This is a genomic window from Pseudomonas sp., assembly GCF_030147005.1.
In the GTDB taxonomy this organism is placed as follows: domain Bacteria; phylum Pseudomonadota; class Gammaproteobacteria; order Pseudomonadales; family Pseudomonadaceae; genus Aquipseudomonas.
On record NZ_JASLAW010000118.1, the window covers coordinates 1 to 22,338 of the forward strand.

19 protein-coding genes and 1 pseudogene are annotated in these 22,338 nt (G+C 60.7%); 13 read left to right on the forward strand and 7 right to left on the reverse strand.

Features of this window, described 5'->3' with window-relative positions:
* Positions 1-173: 173 nt before the first annotated feature.
* Together Q1V60_RS10525 and Q1V60_RS10530 are read right to left on the reverse strand one after the other, a co-directional pair.
* The gene (locus tag Q1V60_RS10525; protein ID WP_300630044.1) at positions 174-1,649 is read right to left on the reverse strand and encodes an inorganic phosphate transporter; all 1,476 of its coding nucleotides are present in this window, start codon (positions 1,647-1,649) and stop codon (positions 174-176) included.
* Positions 1,650-1,981: 332 nt separating this feature from the next.
* The gene (locus tag Q1V60_RS10530) at positions 1,982-2,182 is read right to left on the reverse strand and encodes a hypothetical protein (RefSeq protein WP_181285158.1); all 201 of its coding nucleotides are present in this window, start codon (positions 2,180-2,182) and stop codon (positions 1,982-1,984) included.
* Positions 2,183-2,680: 498 nt separating this feature from the next.
* On the opposite strand from Q1V60_RS10530, the gene pcaR reads away from it, so the two are divergent.
* From pcaR to pcaC, 11 genes are all read left to right on the forward strand, one after another.
* On the forward strand, positions 2,681-3,523 hold the full coding sequence (gene pcaR / locus Q1V60_RS10535; protein WP_300630046.1) for a pca regulon transcriptional regulator PcaR: 843 nt from the start codon (positions 2,681-2,683) through the stop codon (positions 3,521-3,523).
* 143 nt (positions 3,524-3,666) lie between these two features.
* Complete coding sequence (locus Q1V60_RS10540; RefSeq protein WP_300630047.1) at positions 3,667-5,007, forward strand: MFS transporter; 1,341 nt, start codon at positions 3,667-3,669, stop codon at positions 5,005-5,007.
* A gap of 202 nt (positions 5,008-5,209) precedes the next feature.
* A complete protein-coding gene (locus tag Q1V60_RS10545; RefSeq protein WP_300630048.1) occupies positions 5,210-6,067 on the forward strand; it encodes a CoA transferase subunit A in 858 nt (285 codons plus the stop codon).
* Entirely contained in the window at positions 6,064-6,846 is a 783-nt protein-coding gene (locus tag Q1V60_RS10550; RefSeq protein WP_300630050.1) for a CoA-transferase subunit beta, read from the forward strand. Before Q1V60_RS10545 ends, Q1V60_RS10550 begins: the two co-directional genes overlap by 4 nt.
* Complete coding sequence (gene pcaF / locus Q1V60_RS10555; protein ID WP_300630071.1) at positions 6,843-8,045, forward strand: 3-oxoadipyl-CoA thiolase; 1,203 nt, start codon at positions 6,843-6,845, stop codon at positions 8,043-8,045. The genes Q1V60_RS10550 and pcaF overlap by 4 nt, the downstream gene beginning before the upstream one ends.
* 17 nt (positions 8,046-8,062) lie before the next feature.
* Positions 8,063-8,767 carry a protocatechuate 3,4-dioxygenase subunit beta gene (pcaH, locus tag Q1V60_RS10560; protein WP_300630051.1) on the forward strand — a complete coding sequence of 235 codons (705 nt, stop codon included), beginning with the start codon at positions 8,063-8,065 and terminating at the stop codon, positions 8,765-8,767.
* A gap of 1 nt (position 8,768) precedes the next feature.
* Positions 8,769-9,335, forward strand: a complete 567-nt coding sequence (gene pcaG, locus Q1V60_RS10565) for a protocatechuate 3,4-dioxygenase subunit alpha (RefSeq protein WP_300630053.1) — start codon at positions 8,769-8,771, stop codon at positions 9,333-9,335.
* A gap of 71 nt (positions 9,336-9,406) precedes the next feature.
* On the forward strand, positions 9,407-10,702 hold the full coding sequence (locus Q1V60_RS10570; protein ID WP_046071353.1) for an MFS family transporter: 1,296 nt from the start codon (positions 9,407-9,409) through the stop codon (positions 10,700-10,702).
* Positions 10,703-10,712: 10 nt separating this feature from the next.
* A complete protein-coding gene (locus Q1V60_RS10575) occupies positions 10,713-12,077 on the forward strand; it encodes a 3-carboxy-cis,cis-muconate cycloisomerase (RefSeq protein WP_300630056.1) in 1,365 nt (454 codons plus the stop codon).
* Between the two features lie 10 nt (positions 12,078-12,087).
* Positions 12,088-12,879: a 3-oxoadipate enol-lactonase gene (gene pcaD / locus Q1V60_RS10580; RefSeq protein ID WP_300630058.1), complete on the forward strand. Its 792-nt coding sequence runs from the start codon at positions 12,088-12,090 to the stop codon at positions 12,877-12,879.
* A gap of 10 nt (positions 12,880-12,889) precedes the next feature.
* Complete coding sequence (gene pcaC / locus Q1V60_RS10585; RefSeq protein ID WP_300630059.1) at positions 12,890-13,288, forward strand: 4-carboxymuconolactone decarboxylase; 399 nt, start codon at positions 12,890-12,892, stop codon at positions 13,286-13,288.
* 136 nt (positions 13,289-13,424) lie between these two features.
* On the opposite strand, the gene Q1V60_RS10590 is transcribed toward pcaC, so the two are convergent.
* Complete coding sequence (locus Q1V60_RS10590; RefSeq protein ID WP_300630061.1) at positions 13,425-14,324, reverse strand: polysaccharide deacetylase family protein; 900 nt, start codon at positions 14,322-14,324, stop codon at positions 13,425-13,427.
* Between the two features lie 84 nt (positions 14,325-14,408).
* Positions 14,409-14,495, reverse strand: a pseudogene (locus Q1V60_RS10595) (hypothetical protein); the annotation flags it as partial.
* 257 nt (positions 14,496-14,752) lie between these two features.
* Here Q1V60_RS10595 and Q1V60_RS10600 point away from each other — a divergent pair.
* Positions 14,753-15,250, forward strand: a complete 498-nt coding sequence (locus tag Q1V60_RS10600; RefSeq protein ID WP_300630062.1) for a hypothetical protein — start codon at positions 14,753-14,755, stop codon at positions 15,248-15,250.
* A 138-nt stretch (positions 15,251-15,388) separates the two neighbouring features.
* On the opposite strand, the gene adeC is transcribed toward Q1V60_RS10600, so the two are convergent.
* The 3 genes from adeC to Q1V60_RS10615 are packed head-to-tail and all read right to left on the reverse strand — an operon-like array spanning position 15,389 to position 21,153.
* Positions 15,389-16,846 carry an AdeC/AdeK/OprM family multidrug efflux complex outer membrane factor gene (gene adeC / locus Q1V60_RS10605; protein ID WP_300630064.1) on the reverse strand — a complete coding sequence of 486 codons (1,458 nt, stop codon included), beginning with the start codon at positions 16,844-16,846 and terminating at the stop codon, positions 15,389-15,391.
* The gene (locus tag Q1V60_RS10610; RefSeq protein ID WP_300630065.1) at positions 16,843-20,004 is read right to left on the reverse strand and encodes an efflux RND transporter permease subunit; all 3,162 of its coding nucleotides are present in this window, start codon (positions 20,002-20,004) and stop codon (positions 16,843-16,845) included. Before Q1V60_RS10610 ends, adeC begins: the two co-directional genes overlap by 4 nt.
* Positions 20,005-20,007: 3 nt before the next feature.
* Positions 20,008-21,153 carry an efflux RND transporter periplasmic adaptor subunit gene (locus Q1V60_RS10615; protein ID WP_300630067.1) on the reverse strand — a complete coding sequence of 382 codons (1,146 nt, stop codon included), beginning with the start codon at positions 21,151-21,153 and terminating at the stop codon, positions 20,008-20,010.
* A 286-nt stretch (positions 21,154-21,439) separates the two neighbouring features.
* Here Q1V60_RS10615 and Q1V60_RS10620 point away from each other — a divergent pair, with 286 nt between their 5' ends.
* On the forward strand, positions 21,440-22,072 hold the full coding sequence (locus tag Q1V60_RS10620; protein WP_065886175.1) for a TetR family transcriptional regulator: 633 nt from the start codon (positions 21,440-21,442) through the stop codon (positions 22,070-22,072).
* The last annotated feature ends 266 nt before the right edge of the window (positions 22,073-22,338 follow it).

The following is a 22,338-nucleotide window of genomic DNA, read 5'->3' on the forward strand; positions in this document are numbered from 1 at the left end:
GTCCCCCTTGGGGGGCGGGGGTTTGCTGGCGACGCGGTTGCGCCATCAACTGCGTTTGCCGACTTACACACCCCTTCGGCGCGCACCCCCGCTCCCACATTTTTGTTCCGTGTCCAGGCGTAAAAAAAGGTGCGATTCTCGCGAATCGCACCTTCTTCATTGCAGGCGGCAGATCAACTGCCCAGCGCCTTGGACGCCAGCCAGAACAACCCGGCCGAGAGGCCCACGGTTGCCGGCAAGGTCAGCACCCAAGCCATCAGGATGGTCTTGACCGTGCCGCCTTGCAGGCCGCTTTTGTTCGCGACCATGGTACCGGCCACGCCGGAAGACAACACGTGGGTGGTGGACACCGGCAGGGCGAAGATATTGGCAAAGCCGATCATGGTGGCGGTGGTGATCTGTGCCGACATGCCTTGGGCATAGGTCATGCCCTGCTTGCCGATCTTCTCACCGATGGTCAGCACCACGCGTTTCCAGCCGACCATGGTGCCCAGGCCCAGGGCCAGTGCGACCGCGAGAATCACCCAGAACGGTGCGTACTCGGTAGTGGCGGTCAGGTCCTTGCGCAGCTTGTCGAGGTCGGATTTTTCACGCGCATCCAGGCCAGGCAGCTTGCCGACTTTCTTTGCGGTGTCGTCCAGGCAGAGCAGGTAACGACGGACTTCAATACGCTGGTCGGCACTCAAGGCGTGGTAGTCGGAAACACCTTTGAGCGTATCAACGAGTGCGTTGATAGTCGGCTCGGTCTGCTGCGGGTTGCATTGGAACTTGCCCGGCAGATCGTCCTTCACGCTTTTGCCCAGGGCCAGGAACTCACCGAGGGTGGCGTTGTTGCGCTGGTAGAACTGGCTCAAATGCACCGTAGCATCGCGGGTACGTTCGATCTGGTAGGTGGTGCTGCCCAGGTCGAGTACGAACTGCGCGGGCACGATACCGATCAGCACGAGCATGATCAGGCCGATGCCTTTCTGCCCATCGTTGGAACCGTGCACGAAGCTTACAGCCATGGCGGAAATCACCAGGACCAGGCGGTTCCAGAATGGCGGGTGTTTCTTGTCGTCGAGCTTGCGGCGCTGATCCGGCGTCTTGTGCATCTTCGACAGCGGGCGCCACCACTTCAGTCCCAGCAGCACCAGGGCAGCGACCAGGAAGCCGGCCATCGGCGAGAACACCAGGGACGCACCGATATCGATCGCTTTCTGCCAGTTCACACCGTCAGCCAGGGGAATATCGTTGATCAGGGCGTTCGCCAGGCCCACACCGAGGATCGAGCCGATCAAGGTGTGCGAGCTGGAGGCGGGGATACCGAAGTACCAGGTGCCCAGGTTCCAGGTGATCGCCGCTGCCAACAATGAGAAGACCATCGCCAAACCATGGCCGGTGTTCACATTGATCAGCAACTCCACCGGCAGCAAATGCACGATGGCATAGGCGACACCCACACCACCGAGCAACACGCCGAGGAAGTTGAACACCCCGGAGAAGAACACGGCCAGATGCGGCGGCATGGCTTTGGTATAGATGACTGTGGCCACCGCGTTAGCGGTGTCATGAAAGCCATTGATGAACTCGAAGGCGAGGACAAAGGCCAGGGCGAGCAACAGGCTCACTAGAACCCAAGCATCCAGTCCGCTGAATAAATCGATCATGAAGGTTTTCTGACCCGGTCGTAAGGGGGCGCGATTATGCCAGAAAACCTCGGTAATCGATGCATTAGCTGCTCATCGGTAACAATCTACTTTGAAAAAAATCCGGTGGAGCAGGCGCATCCCAGGGTTTTCGGGGCTTTGGCAAGTCTTTGATTTTTAAAGCCGGGGCGCGAAAAGACGCGGTTTCGTCACGAAAACGTCATGTGTGAAACATTTGTATGAAATTTCGTTGGCAGCAGTAGGGCGCCGACCAGCGGCGGCTGACATGCGCCGCCCTCCGCCGGTGGTGGACCGGCAGAGACAGCAATACGCTGGAGGCTCAACCCAAAGCGCTAGGGCTCTTCAGCTTTGAGTTCCTGCTCGATCTTCTGGATTTCCTGAGCGAATGCCTGGTCCAGCAGGCTGGCGCGCTTGCGCCATGGCTTGCGTTCCGGCTCAGGTTGGGCGGCGTAGGTGGTGATTTCCCCGCCGTAAACGTCCTTGTAACGTTGTTCCTGGCGCTCAAGTTCCGCGCGCAGTTCATCTTTCGTCACAGTTTTACCTAATTAAGTTGAGTTTGATAATGGTGCGGCGTCATGCCAAAAGGCAGCCTCGGGGTGTGCCAACTTGAACAGACGCCCTGCCCAAGTTTGAAGTAGGGACCTGAGATCGCTTTTTCAATCCGATACTTTAATCGACCCTGCGCACGCCGTCCGGTGCCGGGCGAGCGCTGATCCCAATAGTAAACAGGACTGACTGCATTATAGCGACGCCTATGAATAACGCTATCGGCGTAAAGTTAAAAGCTTCAACTTCATGTGCGAGCTTTGTTATATCACCTCGTAAGTGTCGGTTGAACTATCTACCGCTAAGCAGCTGGCATTCCTTGGGCAAGGCGCTGAAGCAGGCCTGGCAGCCGGAAATTGCGATAATCGGATGACCGTCCGATAATCGCCCAATCTTGCCGCCCCTGCCTTGTACATCGCTACCGGCGCGGCTAGTAATAGCAGCCAGCCCTTCTGTGGTTGAAAACAAGAAAAAGGATCCCTGAAATGAACGATCAATTGCGGAACTCATTTGCGTCAGTGGCGCCGCCGATCGTGGCTTCACCCGCCAAGCGCATCCAGGCCTTCACCGGTGATCCGGACTTCATGACCTCTTTGGCCCGCGGCCTGGCTGTGGTGCAAGCCTTTCAGGAGCGCAAGCGTCACCTGACCATCGCCCAAATCAGCCATCGCACTGAAATCCCGCGCGCCGCCGTGCGCCGTTGCCTGCACACCTTGATCAAGCTCGGCTACGCCACCACCGATGGCCGTACCTACTCGTTGCTGCCCAAGGTGCTGACGCTTGGCCACGCGTATTTATCCTCGACACCCTTGGCCGTGTCGGCCCAGCCTTATCTGGACCGCATGAGCGAACAGCTTCATGAAGCCTGCAACATGGCGACTCTTGAAGGCGACGATATTCTTTATATCGCCCGTTCCGCCACCACGCAGCGCCTGATTTCCGTGGACCTTTCCGTGGGTGGCCGCTTGCCGGCGTACTGCACCTCCATGGGCCGCATCCTGCTTGCCGCGCTGGACGATGCTTCGTTGCGGGATTACCTGGACCACGCCGACCTGCAAACCAAGACCAGTCGCACCTTGACCACGCCCGAAGCCTTGTTCGAGTGCCTGCAACAAGTACGTCAGCAGGGCTGGTGCGTCGTCGACCAGGAATTGGAGCAGGGCCTGCGTTCAATCGCCGTACCGGTTTATGACGCGTCCGGCCAGGTGTTGGCCGCGCTCAATGTCAGTACCCATGCCGGGCGGGTCAGCCGCAGTGAGCTGGAGCAGCGCTTCCTGCCGAGCATGCTCAGCGCCAGTCGCGAGCTGAGCGCCCAGCTGTTCGCCTAAGTGTTCGGTGATCGCACAGATCCCGGCTTGATCAATTGACGCTGTTTCCCCTGGCTTATTAATGTGCGGCAGCGCTCCCGAGCGCGCTCCAATAATAATGGCGACCCCAGGTCGCTGCCCGCCATCGGTGTGGAATAAAAATAATGAATCAGCCCTCTGTCGGTACTACCTTGGACGTGCAGTCCTTCATCAATGCCCAGCCCTTGTCACGTTATCAATGGCGTGTGGTGATTCTGTGTTTCCTGATTGTGTTCCTCGATGGCCTCGACACGGCCGCCATGGGCTTTATCGCGCCCGCGCTGTCTCAGGACTGGGGCATCGACCGCGCCAGCCTCGGCCCGGTGATGAGCGCCGCGTTGATCGGCATGGTGTTCGGCGCGCTGGGTTCCGGCCCGCTGGCCGACCGCTTCGGGCGCAAAGGCGTGCTGGTGGGCGCGGTGCTGGTGTTTGGTGCCTTCAGCCTGGCTTCGGCCTATAGCAATAACGTCGACCAACTGCTGGTGTTGCGTTTCCTGACGGGCCTGGGCCTGGGCGCCGGCATGCCCAACGCCACCACGCTGCTCTCCGAATACACCCCCGAGCGGCACAAGTCGCTGTTGGTGACCAGCATGTTCTGCGGCTTCAACCTGGGCATGGCCGGTGGCGGGTTTATCTCGGCCAAGTTGATTCCGGCCTTCGGCTGGCACAGCCTGCTGCTGATTGGAGGCATCTTGCCGTTGATCCTGGCCGCGGTGCTGTGGGTGTGGTTGCCGGAATCGGCGCGTTACCTGGTGGTGCGCAACCGTGGCATCGACAAGGTGCGCAAGGCCCTGTCACCCATTGAACCAAGTATCGTCGGCCAGGCCAGCAGCTTCAGCGTACCGGAGCAAAAAACCGTCAAGGCGCGCAACGTGTTCGCGGTGATTTTCTCCGGCACCTACAGCGCCGGCACGCTGTTGCTGTGGCTCACCTATTTCATGGGCCTGGTGATTGTTTACCTGCTCACCAGTTGGCTGCCCACCCTGATGCGCGACAGTGGCGCCAGCATGGAACAGGCCGCGTTTATCGGTGCCTTGTTCCAGTTCGGCGGCGTGTTGAGCGCAGTGGGCGTGGGCTGGGCGATGGACCGGTTCAACCCGCACAAGGTGATTGGCACGTTCTACCTGCTGGCCGGGGTGTTTGCCTACGCGGTTGGGCAGAGCCTGGGCAACATCACCTTATTGGCAACCCTGGTGCTGATTGCCGGGATGTGCGTCAACGGTGCGCAATCGGCGATGCCCTCCCTGGCGGCGCGCTTTTACCCAACCCAAGGCCGCGCCACCGGCGTTTCGTGGATGCTCGGCATTGGACGTTTCGGCGCAATTCTGGGTGCGTGGATGGGCGCTGCCTTGTTGGGTCTGGGCTGGAATTTCGAACAAGTGCTGACGGCGCTGGTGATTCCGGCGGCTTTGGCCACGGCAGCCGTGCTGATCAAGGGCATGGTCAGCCACGCCGACGCCACCTGAGGGCGACACTCTTGCTGTAAGAGCAGGCAAGCCAGCTCTCACCTTGACCGTTCACACCAGATAATTAGCCAAGCAACAATCTGTTCGATAACCGAACACTGAGTCGATTATCGGATTGTTCGACCCATTTGCCCGGCTTAATCTTCAAGCACTTCGGCGCCACCTCAGCGCCTTTTTCGATCAACACCGGGAGCCCAACCCCATGGCTGACATCCTCACCTTGCGTGATGCGGTCAAGCGCTTCGTGAACGACGGCGATACCGTCGCTCTCGAAGGCTTTACTCACCTGATTCCCACGGCCGCAGGTCATGAAATCATTCGTCAGGGTAAGAAAGACCTGACGCTGGTGCGTATGACCCCTGACCTGATCTACGACCAGTTGATCGGTGCCGGCTGCGCGCGCAAGTTGATTTTCTCCTGGGGCGGCAACCCTGGCGTGGGTTCCCTGCATCGTCTGCGCGACGCCGTGGAAAAACACTGGCCGCAGCCGCTGGAGATCGAAGAACACAGCCATGCCGACCTGGCCAATGCCTACGTCGCCGGCGCATCCGGCCTGCCGTTTGCGGTGTTGCGTGCCTACGCCGGTTCCGACTTGCCCAAGGTCAACCCGCTGATCAAAACCGTCACCTGCCCGTTTACTGGCGAAGTGCTGGCCGCAGTGCCGTCGGTACGCCCGGATGTGACGGTGATCCATGCGCAAAAGGCCGACCGCAAGGGCAACGTGCTGCTCTGGGGCATTCTCGGGGTGCAGAAGGAGGCGGCCCTGGCGGCCAAGCGCTGCATCGTCACCGTCGAGGAAATCGTCGACGACCTGAATGCACCGATGAACAGCTGCGTGCTGCCGACCTGGGCTTTGACTGCGGTGTGCCATGTACCGGGTGGCGCGCACCCGTCCTACGCCCACGGCTATAACGAACGTGACAACCGTTTCTACCAGGCGTGGGACCCGATTGCCCGCGACCGTGGGACCTTTACCGCCTGGATCGACGAATACATTTACGGCACCGCCGACTTCAGTGAATTCCAGGCCAAGCTGACCGCACAGCAGGAGGCCAAGTGATGGCTTACTCCACCAATGAAATGATGACCGTCGCCGCCGCGCGTCGCCTCCAGAATGGCGCGGTCTGCTTCGTCGGCATCGGCCTGCCGTCCAAGGCGGCCAACCTTGCGCGCCTGACCTCGTCGCCGGACGTGGTGTTGATCTACGAGTCCGGCCCGATCGGCGCCAAGCCATCGGTGCTGCCGCTGTCCATCGGCGACGGTGAGCTGGCGGAAACCGCCGACACGGTGGTGCCCACCGGTGAAATCTTCCGTTACTGGCTGCAAGGCGGGCGCATCGACGTCGGCTTTCTCGGCGCGGCTCAGGTTGACCGTTTCGGCAACATCAACACCACCGTGGTCGGCGATTATCACCAGCCCAAGGTGCGTTTGCCGGGTGCCGGCGGCGCGCCGGAGATTGCCGGTTCCGCCAAAAGCGTGTTGATCATCCTTAAACAGTCGGCCCGTTCATTTGTCGACAAACTGGACTTCATCACCTCGGTCGGCCACGGCGAAGGCGGGGATTCGCGTAAACGCTTGGGCCTGCCGGGCGCCGGTCCCGTCGGCATCATCACCGACCTGTGCATCATGGAGCCGGAAGAGGGCACCCATGAGTTTGTAGTCACCGCGTTGCACCCTGGGGTAACCCGCGAACACGTGGTGGCGGCGACCGGCTGGGCCATTCGGTTTGCCGACCAGGTCGAGATAACCACCGAACCGACGGACGTTGAACTCAGCGCCCTGCGTGACCTTGAAGCACGCACCGCTGCCGCCCATGGCCAAGCGCCGGGAGAAGCCTGATGCGCGATGTATTTATCTGTGATGCCATCCGAACCCCTATCGGCCGTTTCGGCGGTGGCCTGTCCACGGTACGCGCCGATGACCTGGCGGCCTTGCCGATCAAGGCACTGATGGCGCGTAACCCGACGGTCGATTGGAATGCTGTTGATGAAGTGTTCCTCGGCTGCGCCAACCAGGCCGGCGAAGACAACCGTAATGTGGCGCGCATGGCGCTGCTGCTGGCGGGGTTGCCGCCAAGTACGCCAGGCGTGACCCTCAACCGCCTGTGCGCCTCGGGCATGGACGCCATCGGCACGGCTTTTCGCGCGATTGCCAGCGGCGAAATGGAGCTGGCGATTGCCGGTGGCGTCGAGTCGATGTCCCGCGCGCCGTTCGTGATGGGTAAGGCCGACGCTGCGTTTTCGCGCAACATGAAACTGGAAGACACCACCATTGGCTGGCGTTTTATCAACCCCTTGATGCAAGCCCAGTACGGTGTGGACGCGATGCCGCAGACCGCCGATAACGTCGCCTGCGACTACAACATTTCTCGCGCCGACCAGGACGCGTTCGCCCTGCGCAGCCAGCAACGTACCGCCGCCGCGCAAGCCGCCGGCTTCTTCGCCGAAGAAATCGTGCCGGTGCGGGTCGCTCATAAAAAAGGCGAAACCCTGGTGGAGCACGACGAGCATCCCCGGGACACCACCCTGGAAGCACTGGCCAAACTCAAACCGGTGAATGGCCCGGACAAGACCGTTACCGCCGGCAATGCCTCGGGGGTCAACGACGGCGCTGCCGCGCTGATCCTCGCCTCAGGCGACGCCGTGAAGCAACACGGCCTCACGGCACGCGCCCGCGTGTTGGGCATGGCCAGTGCCGGCGTCGCCCCGCGTGTGATGGGCATCGGCCCGGTGCCGGCGGTGCGCAAACTGGTGGAGCGCCTGGGCCTGGCGGTCACCGATTTTGACGTGATTGAGCTCAACGAAGCCTTCGCCAGCCAGGGCTTGGCGGTGCTGCGCGAACTGGGTATCGCCGACGACGCGCCGCAGGTCAACCCCAACGGCGGCGCCATTGCCCTTGGCCATCCCCTGGGCATGAGCGGCGCTCGGCTGGTACTGACGGCTCTGCATCAGTTGGAAAAAAACGGCGGCCGCAAAGGCCTGGCGACGATGTGCGTGGGCGTCGGCCAAGGCTTGGCCCTGGCCATTGAACGCATCTAATAAAAGAGGATTGATTCATGAGTGACAAGCCTGGTTACCGGCGCCCGCATGCGGGCACTCAACCTGATTACCTGCACCCGGCCTACCAGTCGACGAACTTGCGCTCGCCGTCCCAGCCGCTGGTGTTCCTGCCCCATTCCTTGTCGGAAATCACCGGCCCGACCCTCGGTGCCGAGCGGATCAATGCCCAGGACAACGACCTCACCGCCCAGCATGAAGGCGAGCCCCAGGGCGAGCGCATCATCATTCACGGGCGGGTGCTGGACGAAAACGGCCTGCCGGTGCCGGGCATCCTCGTGGAGATCTGGCAAGCCAACGCCGCCGGTCGCTACAACCACCCGCGCGACCTGCACGATGCGCCGCTGGACCCGAACTTCACCGGCACCGGGCGTACCGTCACCGACGCCGATGGCGGGTACCAGTTCCAGACCATCAAGCCCGGCGCCTACCCGTGGGGCAACCACCACAACGCCTGGCGCCCGGCGCATATCCACTTTTCGCTGTTTGGCCCAAGTGTGCTGACGCGCCTGGTCACGCAAATGTATTTCCCCGGTGACCCGCTGCTCGAATACGACCCGATCTACAACTGCGTGCCGGACGCCAGCGCCAAGCAGCGCCTGATCGCCCGTTTCGACCTGGAAAAAACCATTCCTTCCTATGCCCTCGGCTACCGTTGGGACATCGTCCTGCGCGGCCGCGACGCCACGCCGATGGAGAAATGAGATGAGTCTTTACGCAACCACGTCCCACACCGTCGGGCCGTATTACCACATCGGCCTGACCTGGCTGAACCGCGAAGACCTGACCGTCGCCGCCACCCTCGGCGAGCGTGTGGCCATCAGCGGGCAAGTGGTGGACGGCAACGGTGATGTCGTCAACGACGCCATGCTGGAAGTCTGGCAGGCAAACGCTGCCGGCAAGTACGACCACCCGGAAGACGAGCAAGACAAAGCGTTGGACCCCAACTTTGAAGGCTTCGGCCGCGTGCCGGTAGATGCGCAAGGGCGCTTTCGCTTCACCACAATCAAGCCGGGCAGCGTGCCAGGACTGCGGGGCACCACCCAGGCGCCGCATCTGGTGGTGCTGGTGTTTGCCCGTGGCTTGGTGAAGCATCTGCTGACGCGGATTTACTTTGACGGTGAAGCGTTGAATGGAGATGACGCCTTGCTGGCGTGTGTGCCTGCCGAGCGTCGCGGTACGCTGATTGCCAAGCCGGATGCAGACGGTGTGCATCAGTGGAATGTGGTGTTGCAGGGCACCGATAAGGAAACGGTGTTCTTCGACTACTGAATTGGCGGCTTGCGGAACGTGGTTGTTGCAAAGTATGTCTAGGCTATAACCGTTCCCACTGAGTAAAAAACATGACAACAACAACGAGTCACTACACCGGAGAAGAACGCAGCAAACGGATTTTTGCGATTGTCGGTGCTTCCTCCGGCAACCTGGTCGAATGGTTCGACTTCTACGTCTATGCCTTCTGCGCCATTTACTTTGCCCCGGCGTTTTTTCCGTCGGACGACCCCACCGTCCAGTTGCTCAATACCGCTGGCGTGTTCGCCGCCGGGTTCCTGATGCGGCCTATCGGCGGCTGGCTGTTTGGCCGGGTGGCCGACAAGCACGGCCGCAAGAACTCAATGATGATCTCGGTGCTGATGATGTGTGCCGGTTCCCTGGTCATCGCTTTCCTGCCTACCTACAACGATATCGGCGCCTGGGCCCCGGCGCTGCTGTTGGTGGCGCGGCTGTTCCAGGGGTTGTCGGTGGGTGGCGAGTACGGCACCACGGCAACCTACATGAGCGAAGTGGCGCTCAAGGGCCAGCGCGGCTTCTTCGCCTCGTTCCAGTACGTAACCCTGATCGGGGGGCAACTGCTGGCGGTGCTGGTGGTGGTGATCCTGCAACAGATCCTCACCGAAGAAGAATTGCGTGCCTGGGGCTGGCGGATTCCGTTCGTGATCGGCGCCATTGCGGCGGTGATCTCCCTGCTGCTGCGTCGCACCCTCAAAGAAACCACCAGCAAGGAAATGCGCGAAGACAAGGACGCCGGCAGTATCGTCGCGCTGTTCCGTGACCACGGCAAAGCGTTCATCACGGTGCTGGGCTACACCGCCGGCGGCTCGCTGATTTTCTACACGTTCACCACCTACATGCAGAAGTACCTGGTGAACACCGTCGGTATGCACGCCAAGACCTCCAGCTACATCATGACCGGCGCGCTGTTTCTCTACATGTGCATGCAGCCGCTGTTCGGCATGCTGGCCGACAAGATCGGCCGGCGCAATTCCATGCTCTGGTTCGCCGGCCTGGGCACGCTGTTCACGGTGCCGATCCTGCTCACCCTGAAAACCGTCACCAGTCCGTTCCTGGCCTTTGTCTTGATTACCCTGGCCCTGGCGATCGTCAGCTTCTACACCTCCATCAGCGGCCTGGTCAAAGCGGAGATGTTCCCGCCCCAGGTGCGTGCGTTGGGCGTGGGCCTGGCATATGCCGTGGCCAACGCGGTGTTCGGCGGTTCGGCGGAAGTGGTTGCGTTGAGCCTGAAGTCCATCGGCATGGAAAATACCTTCTACTGGTACGTCACCGCGATGATGGCGGTGGCTTTCCTGTTCAGCTTGCGCCTGCCCAAGCAGGCCGCTTATTTGCACCATGATCTGTAAGGGATGAGTTATGACACTGCGCACGAGCAACCAACTGTTCGACGCTTACTTCACCGCTGACAGCATGGCCGAAGTGTTCTGTGACCAGGGCCGTTTGCAGGGCATGCTGGATTTCGAGGCCGCGCTGGCCCGGGCCGAGGCTCAGGTTGGGTTGATTCCGCAGGCCGCCGTGGCACCGATTGCCCAGGCCTGCCTGGCCTCGTTGTATGACGTGGATGCCCTCAGCGTGGCGATTGCTATCGCCGGCAACTCTGCCATTCCATTAGTGAAAGCGCTGGGCAAGTTGATTGCCGCTGAAGACGCCGGGGCCGAGCGCTATGTGCACCTTGGCGCCACCAGCCAGGATGTGATGGACACCGGGCTGGTACTGCAACTGCGTCGCGCGGTGGCGCTGATCGAAACGGACTTGGCGCGTCTGGGCGACGTATTGGCGGCCCAGGCGCAGCGGTATGCGCTGACACCCTTGGCTGGGCGCACCTGGCTGCAGCACGCTACGCCCGTTACCCTGGGAATGAAAATCGCCGGCTGGCTCGGCGCGGTCACGCGCAGTCGCCAGCGCCTTGCCGAACTGAAGCCGCGCCTGCTGGTGCTGCAGTTCGGCGGTGCGTCCGGCACGCTGGCCGCGCTTGGCGAACACGCCATGCCCGTGGCCGAAGCCTTGGCCGTCGAGTTGCAACTAAGCGTGCCCGAACAGCCCTGGCACACGCAGCGTGATCGTCTGGTGGAATTTGCCGGCGTGCTCGGCCTGATCGCCGGCAGCCTCGGCAAGCTGGGCCGCGATATCAGCCTGCTGATGCAAACCGAAGCGGCGGAGGTGTTCGAGCCCTCGGCGCCGGGCAAGGGTGGTTCGTCGACCATGCCGCACAAGCGCAATCCCGTCGGCGCCGCCGTACTGATCAGCGCCGCGACCCGCGTTCCCGGCCTGGTGGCGACGATGCTCAGTGCCATGCCCCAGGAGCATGAACGTAGCCTGGGGCTGTGGCATGCCGAGTGGGAAACCTTGCCGCAAATCTGCCGATTGGTATCGGGTGCACTGGAGCAGGCATTGCTGGTCAGCGAAGGGCTGCAAGTGGATGCCGAGCGCATGACACACAACCTCGACCTGACCCAAGGCCTGGTGTTGGCCGAAGCCGTCAGTAGCGTGCTTGCCCAACGCCTGGGCCGTGAAACCGCGCACCACCTGCTGGAGCGGTGCTGCAAACGCGCCGTCGCCGAGCAGCGCCATTTGCGTGCGGTGCTGGCCGATGAACCGCAGATCACCGCCGAGTTGTCGTCGGCCGATTTGGACCGTTTGCTCGACCCGGCCAACTACCTGGGCCAGGCCCAAACCTGGGTCAGCCGCGCCGTGACCGAACACTTTGGATTGACCGCGTAAGGAGACCGCTGTGGCTTTCGTACAACTCGCCGAGGGCGACCTGCATTACCAACTCGATGGGCCCGCCGATGCGCCGGTACTGGTGCTGTCCAACTCGCTGGGCACCGACCTGCATATGTGGGACATCCAGATCCCGGCGTTCACCAGGCATTTTCGGGTGCTGCGCCTGGACACTCGAGGCCATGGCAAGTCCCTGGTCACCGAGGGGTCCTACAGCATCGAACAACTGGGCCGTGATGTGATCGCGCTGTTGGATGCGCTGGGCATCGAGCGCGCGCATTTTTGCGGGCTGTCCATGGGCGGGCTGATCGGCCAGTGGTTGGGCATCAACGCGGGGGCGCGCCTGCACCGCCTGGTGGTGTGCAATACCGCTGCCAGGATCGGCACGCCTGAAGTGTGGAACCCGCGTATCGAAATGGTTCTGCGCGATGGCGCGGCGGCAATGGTCGCACTGCGCGATGCCTCGATAGCGCGCTGGTTCACCGCCGATTTTGCCGCCGCCAACCCACACCAGGCCAGGCAGATCACCGACATGCTCGCGGCCACCTCGCCCAAGGGGTATGCCGCCAACTGCGCGGCGGTGCGCGATGCGGATTTTCGCGAGCAGTTGGCGTCGATCAACGTACCGACCCTGGTGATTGCCGGCACTGAAGACGCAGTCACACCGCCGGCCGGCGGCCACTTTATCCAGAACCATGTACGGGGCGCCGAATACGCTGAGTTCTATGCGGCGCACCTGTCCAATGTGCAGGCCGGCGCTGCATTCAGCGACCGCGTCATTGAATTTCTGCTGGGCCGCTGAGGAGCTTTTCGTGGACGAGAAACAACGTTATGCCGAGGGTTTGCAAGTGCGCCGCGAGGTGCTGGGCGAAGCCCATGTCGACCGCAGCCTCAATGCCCTGACCGAGTTCAACAGCGAGTTCCAGGACATGATCACCCGCCACGCCTGGGGCGATATCTGGACCCGGCCCGGCCTGCCTCGGCACACCCGCAGCCTGATCACCATTGCGATGTTGATCGGCATGAACCGCAATGAAGAATTGAAACTGCATCTACGCGCCGCCGCCAGCAACGGCGTGACGCGTGCCGAGATCAAGGAAGTGCTGATGCAGAGCGCTATCTACTGCGGCATACCGGCGGCGAATGCGACGTTTCACCTGGCGGAGTCGGTGTGGGATGAGTTGGGTGTGGAGTCGCGCGAGCAAGACTGAACGTGAAATACGATCAAATGGGGGCGCTGGCTTGCCTGCGATTGCATCACATTGATTGAACTGACAAACCGTGTCGTTTTCAGGCACCAGCCCCCACACTGAAATCAGTGTGTCAGTGTGTCAGTGTGTCAGTGTGTCAGTGTGTATCGGCGTCCCACAGCAGATTCCACACCCCCGGCAGATGCACCGGCTCGTTCACATTCTTGACGGTTCGTGCCAGCGCCGCGCGCGCCAGTGCGGCGTGGTCGGTGTAGAACGGTTCGGCGGCGGTTTTCAGGCTGTTGACCCGCGCGCTGTCCATCAGGATCTGCAAGTACTCCTGCATATGCCGCGCGGTGTAGCGGTTGATGTCGTGGAATGTCACCACCACCGGGATCACGCCGTCCACCGTCGGCAGCTCACCCAGGGCGATGCGTTCGCGCACCACCGAGAGCTGTCGATACAGGTTGGCGCGGCGGCGCGGGCTGGCATTGAAACCCCAGATCTTGCCGTCATTGGCGCTCAGGTCAGTGAGCAGCACGTGCATGCCGTGACGCTGGTAGGCGGCAAAGGTGCGGCGGTCGAAATTCCAGAACGGCGGGCGCACCAGCGCCGGTGGCGCGCCGGTAATGGCGGCGATGTCTGCCGCACCTTCGGTGAGAGTACGTTCCAGCTCGGCGTCGTTCAGCCAGCGGTGGTTGGTATGAAACGCCGTTGCGGTGTGAAAGCCCAGCACATGGCCGGCGGCATATTCACGCTCCATGGTCTTGCGCCCTCGCGCGCTGCCACCTGAACGTGCGGCTTCGGTCTGCACGAAAAACACCGCCTTGATCCCCGGTAGCACCGGATTATTGGCAAGGTCCGCCACTACCGAACGGCTCGGGTTGTTATAGCCCGAGGCGCTGGGGCCGTCATCGAAGGTCAGCAAAAAGCGGATCGGCGCTTGGGCCAGCAGACGTTGTTCAGTCTGCGGCGTCAGGGCGATGGGCGCGCTGATACAGCCACCCAGGCTCAGGGCCAGGGCAACCACGGCGATTGTTGCAGCGAAGGTTTTCATGCTGTGCGCGTGCCCGAATAAAGGGCCGCTGCCAGGGCGATCAGCAGCGGCAGGCGCGCACCATACAGTAACTGTGGCGCCGGTTTACAGCAGACTTATCGGGTAGCTGACGATCAACCGGTTTTCATCGAATTCATTGTTGCTGGCGTCACGGCGCATGCTGGAGTTGCGCGGTATGCGGGTGGCGTCCACGGAGGTCAGCGATACGGGGCGGTTCAATCGGGGAGGTGTGGGCGCTGCGTGAACGTCATTGCTCTTATATCAATGTAATTAATGAGCTTAAGTTATAAGAGTGTCAGGGCTAAATATAGGATCTTAAGAGCTCGTTCGTGTCATGCCTACCTGTTAAGTCTGACAGTTGTAGGCAGCGGATGCGCGGTGTTATTTTTCGACTGTATTGTCGAATATACTTTCTGGAGGGTGGCGCGATGGTTAAGCACGTGGAGGTGGATTCGGTTGGAGGTGCATCCAATCGTATTGGCAAGCAGCCAGTGCCGTCGTACTGTGAGTTGGAGATGACCATTGACGGGGAGGGTTACATAAGACTTGATTTGGACGATATTCATTTTGAATTATATGATGATGAAAAAAGAAACTATTATATTCAATGCAAGCCGAAAGATGCCGGAAACCCTGCATTCCTTCAGTTTCGTGGTGAAGACCTTACCAGTTACAGTAAATACATTATATCGGGGGACAGCGAGCCTGGGCACGTCTTTACTTTTTTCGAAATAAGTGACTTTGCTGACGGGACCTTTGGAGATCCATCGGGCGAGTTTCGCGTTAAAAAGGTTACTGAAGACATTGACGGACTTTGGTTTATAGCGGAGTTTGATTTTAATGTTTTGTTTTATCCGCGCGATAGTACAAAGGAAGTTGTCTATCATGTTAAAAGTCAACAATTTCAAGTTCAGGTCAATGCTTAGCTGGAAGTTGAAGCTGTCATGTGTATTTGTTTACCCTGTTACAACCCTTTTACCTGGCTTCACGATAATGATGAGCAAAAGACTGCAGAAAAAAAGCCGCCTCCGGTAAGGGAGGCGGTCATGTTCAGGGCGTCACGATCAGAATAATTTCAGTTCTGGCGCTTCTTCTTTCACCGGCTCGTTTTTTGCGGTCTGCTCGTTCCAGCCACCGCCGAGGGCCTTGTACAGGTTGACCTCGCTGGTCAGCTGCGCCAGACGGTCGGTGATCAGCGATTGCTGGGCACTGAACAGTTGGCGCTGGGCATCGAGGAAGGTCAGGTTGCTGTCCACACCGATGCGGTAGCGACGCTCGGCCAGGCGGTAGTAGTCCTGGTTGGCGGCGACGAAGCCACGTTGTGCATCCAACTGCTGCTTGTAGGTCGCACGCGCGACGAGGCCGTCGGAGACTTCCTGGAAGCCGGTCTGGATGGCCTTCTCGTAGTTGGCCACGTTGATCTCTTTCTGGATCTTCGAGTAGTCCAGGCTTGCGCGCAGGCTACCGGCATTGAAGATCGGGATGTTGATCTGTGGGGCGAACGCCCAGGTGCCCGAGCCGCCTTTGAACAGGCCGCCCAGGTTCGGGCTGGCGGTACCGGCGCTGGCGGTCAAGCTGATGCTTGGGAAGAATGCCGCGCGGGCCGCACCGATGTTGGCGTTGGCGGCCTTGAGGTTGTACTCGGCCTGAACGATATCGGGACGACGTTGCAGCAGGTCCGACGGCAAGCCGGCCGGTACTTCGCTGAGCAGGTCATCGGACAGGGGCTTGCTGGCGATATTCGCCGGCAGGCCGGTGCCCAGCAGCAGGGTCAGGCTGTTTTCGTCCTGGGCCACCTGGCGGGTGTAACGCGCCAGTTGCACACGGGCGTTTTCCACCGAGGTACGCGCCTGGCTCAGCTCGAGGGCCGAGGCCACGCCGACTTCGTTACTGCGCGAGGTGAGCTTGTAGCTCTGCTCGAACGCGCCGAGGGTGTCCTGGGTCAGTTTGAGCAGTTCCTTGTCGGCCTGCCAGGTCAGGTAGGCATTCGCCACACTGGCCACCAGGCTGATCTGGGTACTGCGCCGCGCTTCTTCGGTGGCGAAATATCTCTGCAGCGCTTCTTCACTCAGGCTGCGCACGCGACCGAACAGGTCCAGCTCATAGGAACTGATCCCCAGGCCGGCCGAATACTGGCTGGCGATGGTCGATTCGCCGGTCTGCGACAGCCGCGCCGGAGTACGCGAACGGCTGCCGTTGCCGGTGGCCGAGACGGCCGGAAACAGGTCGGCACGCTGGATCTGGTACTGCGCCGCATACGCGTCGATATTCAAGGCCGCGACGCGCAGGTCACGGTTGTTCACCAGCGCGGTCTGGATCAGCTGTTGCAGGGCAGGGTCATGGAAAAACTGCTTCCAGCCTTGCTCCGCGGCAGCCTGGCCCGGCGCCTGGGCCGACGAATACGCCGGCCCCTGCGGGAACTGCGCCGCCACCGGCGCTTCGGGGCGCTGGTAGTCAGGGATCAGCGAGCAGCCACTGAGCACGAAGGCGGTGACGGCTAGGGAAAGTAGCGACTTGCTCATTGGCCAGCCTCTTTAGGAGTTTCAGTGGTGTCTTTCTTTTTGCGTTCGCCGGCGGAGGACACGGTTGCGTAGAACAGCGGCACCCAGAATATCGCCAGCACAGTGGCTGTGATCATACCGCCGATAACGCCGGTACCGATCGCATGCTGGCTGCCTGAGCCTGCGCCAGTGGAAATCGCCAGTGGCAATACGCCGAGCACGAACGCCATGGACGTCATGATGATCGGGCGCAGACGCATGCGGGACGCTTCGATGGCCGCCTCGACGATGCCTTTGCCTTGCTCGTGCAGCTCTTTGGCGAATTCCACGATAAGGATCGCGTTTTTCGCCGCCAGGCCCACCGTTACCAGCAAGCCCACCTGGAAGAACACGTCGTTGGACAGGCCGCGCATGCTGGTGGCGATCAGTGCACCGATCACACCCAGCGGTACCACGAGGATCACCGCGATCGGGATCGACCAGCTTTCGTACAAGGCCGCGAGGCACAGGAACACTACCAGCAACGACAGGGCATACAACGCAGGTGCCTGGGAGCCGGACAGACGTTCTTCGTACGACAGGCCTGTCCAGGCATAACCGACGCCGGCCGGCAGTTCCTTGGCAATGCGTTCGACTTCTGCCATCGCGTCACCGGTACTGTAGCCAGGCGCCGGGGTACCGAGGATTTCCATTGCCGCTACACCGTTATAGCGCGAGAGCTTCGGCGAGCCGTAGATCCATTTGCCCGACGAGATGGCCGACAGCGGCACCATCTTCCCGGAGTCGGCGCGCACGTACCATTTGTCCAGGTCTTCCGGAGACATACGGCTGGCGGCGTCACCTTGTACATACACCTTCTTCACCCGACCACGGTCGATGAAGTCGTTGATGTAGCTGCCGCCCAGTGCGATAGCCAGGGTCTGCTGGATGTCCGCCAGGCTGATGCCCTGGGCGCTGGCTTTCTCGTCATCGACGGTCAGTTCGTACTGCGGCTCATCGTTCACGCCGTTGGGCCGCACGCCCGCCAGGATCTTGCTTTGGGCCGCCGCACCGAGGAACTGGTTACGGGCTGCCATCAGTTTGTCATGGCCGACGCCACCCTGGTCTTGCAGGAACACGTCGAAGCCGGTGGCGTTACCCAATTCCAGAACCGAAGGCGGCACGATGGCAAATACCATGGCGTCCTTGAAGGCCCCGAAGAAGTAACCCTGGGCACGCTTGGCCACTTCGAACACCGACTGGGATGAATCACGCTCGTCCCACGGCTTGAGCATCACGAACGCGAGGCCCGAGCTCTGGCCTCGACCGGCGAAGTTAAAGCCGTTTACGGTAAATACCGACTTCACGGCCTTGCCTTCGCCTGGCTCGCCTTCTTTGTCATGCAGCAGGAATGCGCGCATGTCGTCGATGACTTTTTGTGTTCGTTCAGCCGAGGCGCCCACCGGTGTCTGCACCTGGGCAAAGATCACGCCCTGGTCTTCTTCAGGCAGGAACGCGCTCGGAATACGCGTGAACATCCAGATCATGCCGACCAGGATCAGCACATACACCAGGAAGGCCGGGATCTTGTGCTTGATCATCGAGCCTACGCCGCGCTCGTACTTGAGTACGCCGCTGTCGAAGGTGCGGTTGAACCAGCCGAAGAAACCGCGCTTGGGTTGGCCGTGCTTTTCCGGATCGATCGGCTTGAGCATGGTGGCGCACAAGGCCGGGGTGAAGATCAGCGCAACCAGTACCGACAACGCCATCGCCGACACAATCGTGATGGAGAACTGACGGTAGATCACACCGGTGGAACCGCCAAAGAACGCCATCGGCAGCAGCACCGCCGACAACACCAGGGCAATACCCACCAGAGCGCCCTGGATCTGGCCCATGGACTTGATCGTCGCTTCCTTGGGCGACAGGTGCTCCTCGGCCATGACCCGTTCGACGTTTTCCACCACCACGATGGCATCGTCCACCAGCAGGCCGATGGCCAGGATCATGCCGAACATGGTCAGGGTGTTGATGGTGAAACCGAACGCCGCCAGGATCCCGAAGGTACCCAGCAATACCACCGGTACGGTCATGGTGGTGATGATGGTGGCGCGGAAGTTCTGCAGGAACAGGAACATCACCAGGAACACCAGCACGATCGCTTCGACCAGGGTGTGAACCACACCGGAGATCGATTCGGTCACCACCGGGGTCGTGTCATACGGCACCACGGCTTTCATGCCAGGCGGGAAGAACGGTTCCAGGGATGCCACGGTGGCGCGGATCGCTTTACCGGTGTCCAGGGCGTTCGCCCCGGCGGCCAGCTTGATCGCCATACCGGAAGCCGGCTTGCCGTTGAACTGCGCGCTGATGCTGTAGTTCTGGCCGCCCAGTTCGATACGCGCAACGTCGCCCAAGCGCACTTGCGAACCGTCGGCATTCACCTTCATCAGGATCTTGGCGAATTCTTCAGCGCTTTGCAGGCGAGTCTTGCCGATGATGGTGGCGTTCAGCTGGGTGCCGGGCAGGGCAGGCAGGCCGCCCAGTTGACCGGTGGCCACTTGCACGTTCTGGGCCTTGATGGCGTTGCTGACATCCACTGGCGTGAGCTGGAAGTTGTTCAGCTTGGCCGGGTCGAGCCAGATACGCATGGCGTACTGCGAACCGAAGACCTGGAAGTCACCCACACCCGAGGTACGGGAGATCGGGTCCTGGATATTGGACACGATGTAGTTGGACAGGTCGTCCTTGGTCATGCTGCCGTCTTCCGACACCAGACCGATCACCATCAGGAAGTTCTTCACCGACTTGGTCACGCGAATACCCTGCTGCTGCACTTCTTGCGGCAGCAGCGGGGTCGCCAGGTTCAGTTTGTTCTGCACCTGAACCTGGGCGATGTCCGGGTTGGTACCCTGGTTGAACGTCGCGGTGATAGTCATGCTGCCGTCGGAGTTACTGTCCGAGGCCACATAGCGCAGGTTGTCAATACCGTTGAGCTGTTGCTCGATGACCTGCACCACGGTGTCCTGCACGGTTTGTGCGGACGCGCCTGGGTAGGTCACCTGGATATCAATGGCGGTTGGCGCAATGGCCGGGTATTGGTTGATGGGCAACTTCAGGATCGACAGTGCCCCGACCAGCATGATCACCAGGGCAATTACCCAGGCGAAAATGGGACGGTCGATAAAAAATTTCGACATGGATTACTCCCCTTTGCCAGCAGCGGCAGCAGGAGCGGCAGAACCGGCGGGCTTGGCATTGCCGGCTTCCGTGACCTTCACCTCGGCGCCCGGCTTGACGTACTGCAAACCTTCGGTGATGACGCGGTCGCCGGCGTTGAGGCCTTTCTCCACCAGCCAGTAGGCGCCTGCGGTGCGGTTGGCCACCAACTCACGCTGCTCGACCTTGTTCTCGGCATTGACGACAAGCGCCGTCGGGATGCCCCTGAGGTCACGGGTCACGCCCTGTTGCGGCGCAAGAATGGCCTTGCTGTTCACGCCGGCTTGCAGCTGGGCATGCACGAACATGCCGGGCAGCAGCACATGATCAGGGTTAGGGAACACGGCGCGCAGGGTCACGGAACCGGTGGTCTGGTCGACCGATACTTCAGAGAACTCCAGCTTGCCTTGCTGGCTGTAGTCGCTGCCGTCTTCCAGGGTCAGCTTGACCATGGCGGCGTTGTCGCCGGATTTTTGCAGTTGGCCGCTTTCCAGGTCGCGACGCAGTTTCAGCATTTCAGCCGAGGACTGTGTGACGTCGACGTAGATCGGGTCCAGTTGCTGGATGACGGCCATGGCGTCGGTCTGGCCGTTGTTGACCAGCGCGCCTTCGGTGACCGCGGAGCGACCGATACGCCCGGAGATCGGCGCGAACACTTTGGTGTAGCGCACGTTGATCTGCGCGCTCTGCAGGTCGGCCTCGGCGGTCATGCGGTCGGCAACGGCAGTGTCGTACTCCTGGCGGCTGACGGCTTGCTCATCGACCAGTTGCTTGTAGCGATCGGTGATCGACTTGGTCTGGGTCAGCTTGGCCTGTGCGCTCTTGAGTGTTGCCTCGTAGATCGACGGGTCGATCTGGTAGAGCTGCTGCCCTTCCTTCACGTCGGCGCCTTCCTTGAACAGGCGCTTGAGAATGATGCCGTTCACCTGAGGGCGCACTTCCGCAATGCGGTAGGCCGTGGTGCGGCCTGGCAGCTCGGTGGTCAGGGTAAAGGCTTGAGGTTGAATAGTGACCACGCCGACCTGAGGGGTTTGAGCGGGCGGAGCCGCTTCTTCCTTTTTACATCCGCTGAGCAGCGATGCCAGGGCGACGGCAGTGACCAGAGCGGTAACAGCTGGCTTAAGTTGCATGAAGATCCTCGGGTCAGGCGCGCAGAGTGCGCACAAGAAGTGTGGAAGGGTGAAAAACAAGCCGTGAGTGGATAAGTAGCTTGCTACGCAATATACTTACGTTCATGGTTGTTTGTAAACTCTTGACAGGCTTGGCGCAATGTTGACAAAGCAACGTCCAAAGCCTCGATTTTAGTACGTTCGGCGCCCATGACGGTGTCGTCCCACAATTATTCAGATGATCGTTCACGTCTATTAACGTTGCGTTAACGATAGTCCCCAGTGTTCTGATTGAGGTTTTACTGCCATGGTTCGTCGCACCAAAGAGGAAGCTCAGGAAACGCGCAGCCAGATCCTCCAAGCCGCCGAGCAAGCCTTTTATGAGCGTGGCGTTGCACGGACCACGCTGGCGGACATCGCCGCCCTGGCCGGCGTGACGCGCGGTGCCATCTACTGGCATTTCAGTAACAAGTCCGATTTGCTGCAGGCCCTGCTCGACACGCTGCACGAACCCCTGGATGAATTGGCTCGGGCGAGTGAAAGCGAGGATGAGGTCGATCCGTTGGGGTGCATGCGCAAACTGCTGATTCATCTCTATCATCAAGTGGCCCTGGACCCGAAAACCCGGCGCATCAACGAGATCCTGTTTCATAAGTGCGAGTTCACCGATGAAATGTGTGACATGCGCCGCCAGCGCCAGGCCCATAGCCTGGAGTGCAACCTGCGTATCGGCCTGACGTTGCGTAACGCGGTGCATCGCGGGCAATTACCGGAAAGTCTCGATACCAACCGTGCTGCGGTGTGCATTCATGCCTACATCCACGGCCTTATCGGCCAGTGGCTGCTGGTGCCTGAAAGCTTTCAACTGCATCAGGACGCCGAGCGCTGGGTGGACGCGGGGCTGGACATGCTGCGCCTGAGTCCGAGCCTGCGCAATTGAGACAAAATGCGTAATTGCAACCCGTTGTGTCAACAGTAAAGCCTAAGGACGGTCAATCGTCCTTCTGCCTGATTTGTGGGGTGACTTTATATACGGGCTGACGGGCGGTTGATAGGTAGCGGCCTAAGTATTTTGTAGCGATTTTGTTGCGGTTCTGTGAAGCGATGTTTCCAGAGGCTACACAGTCAAAATAAGTGGGAGCGGGCTTGCTCGCGAAAGCGGTTTGTCAGTATCAGGTGTGTTAACTGATACACCGCATTCGCGAG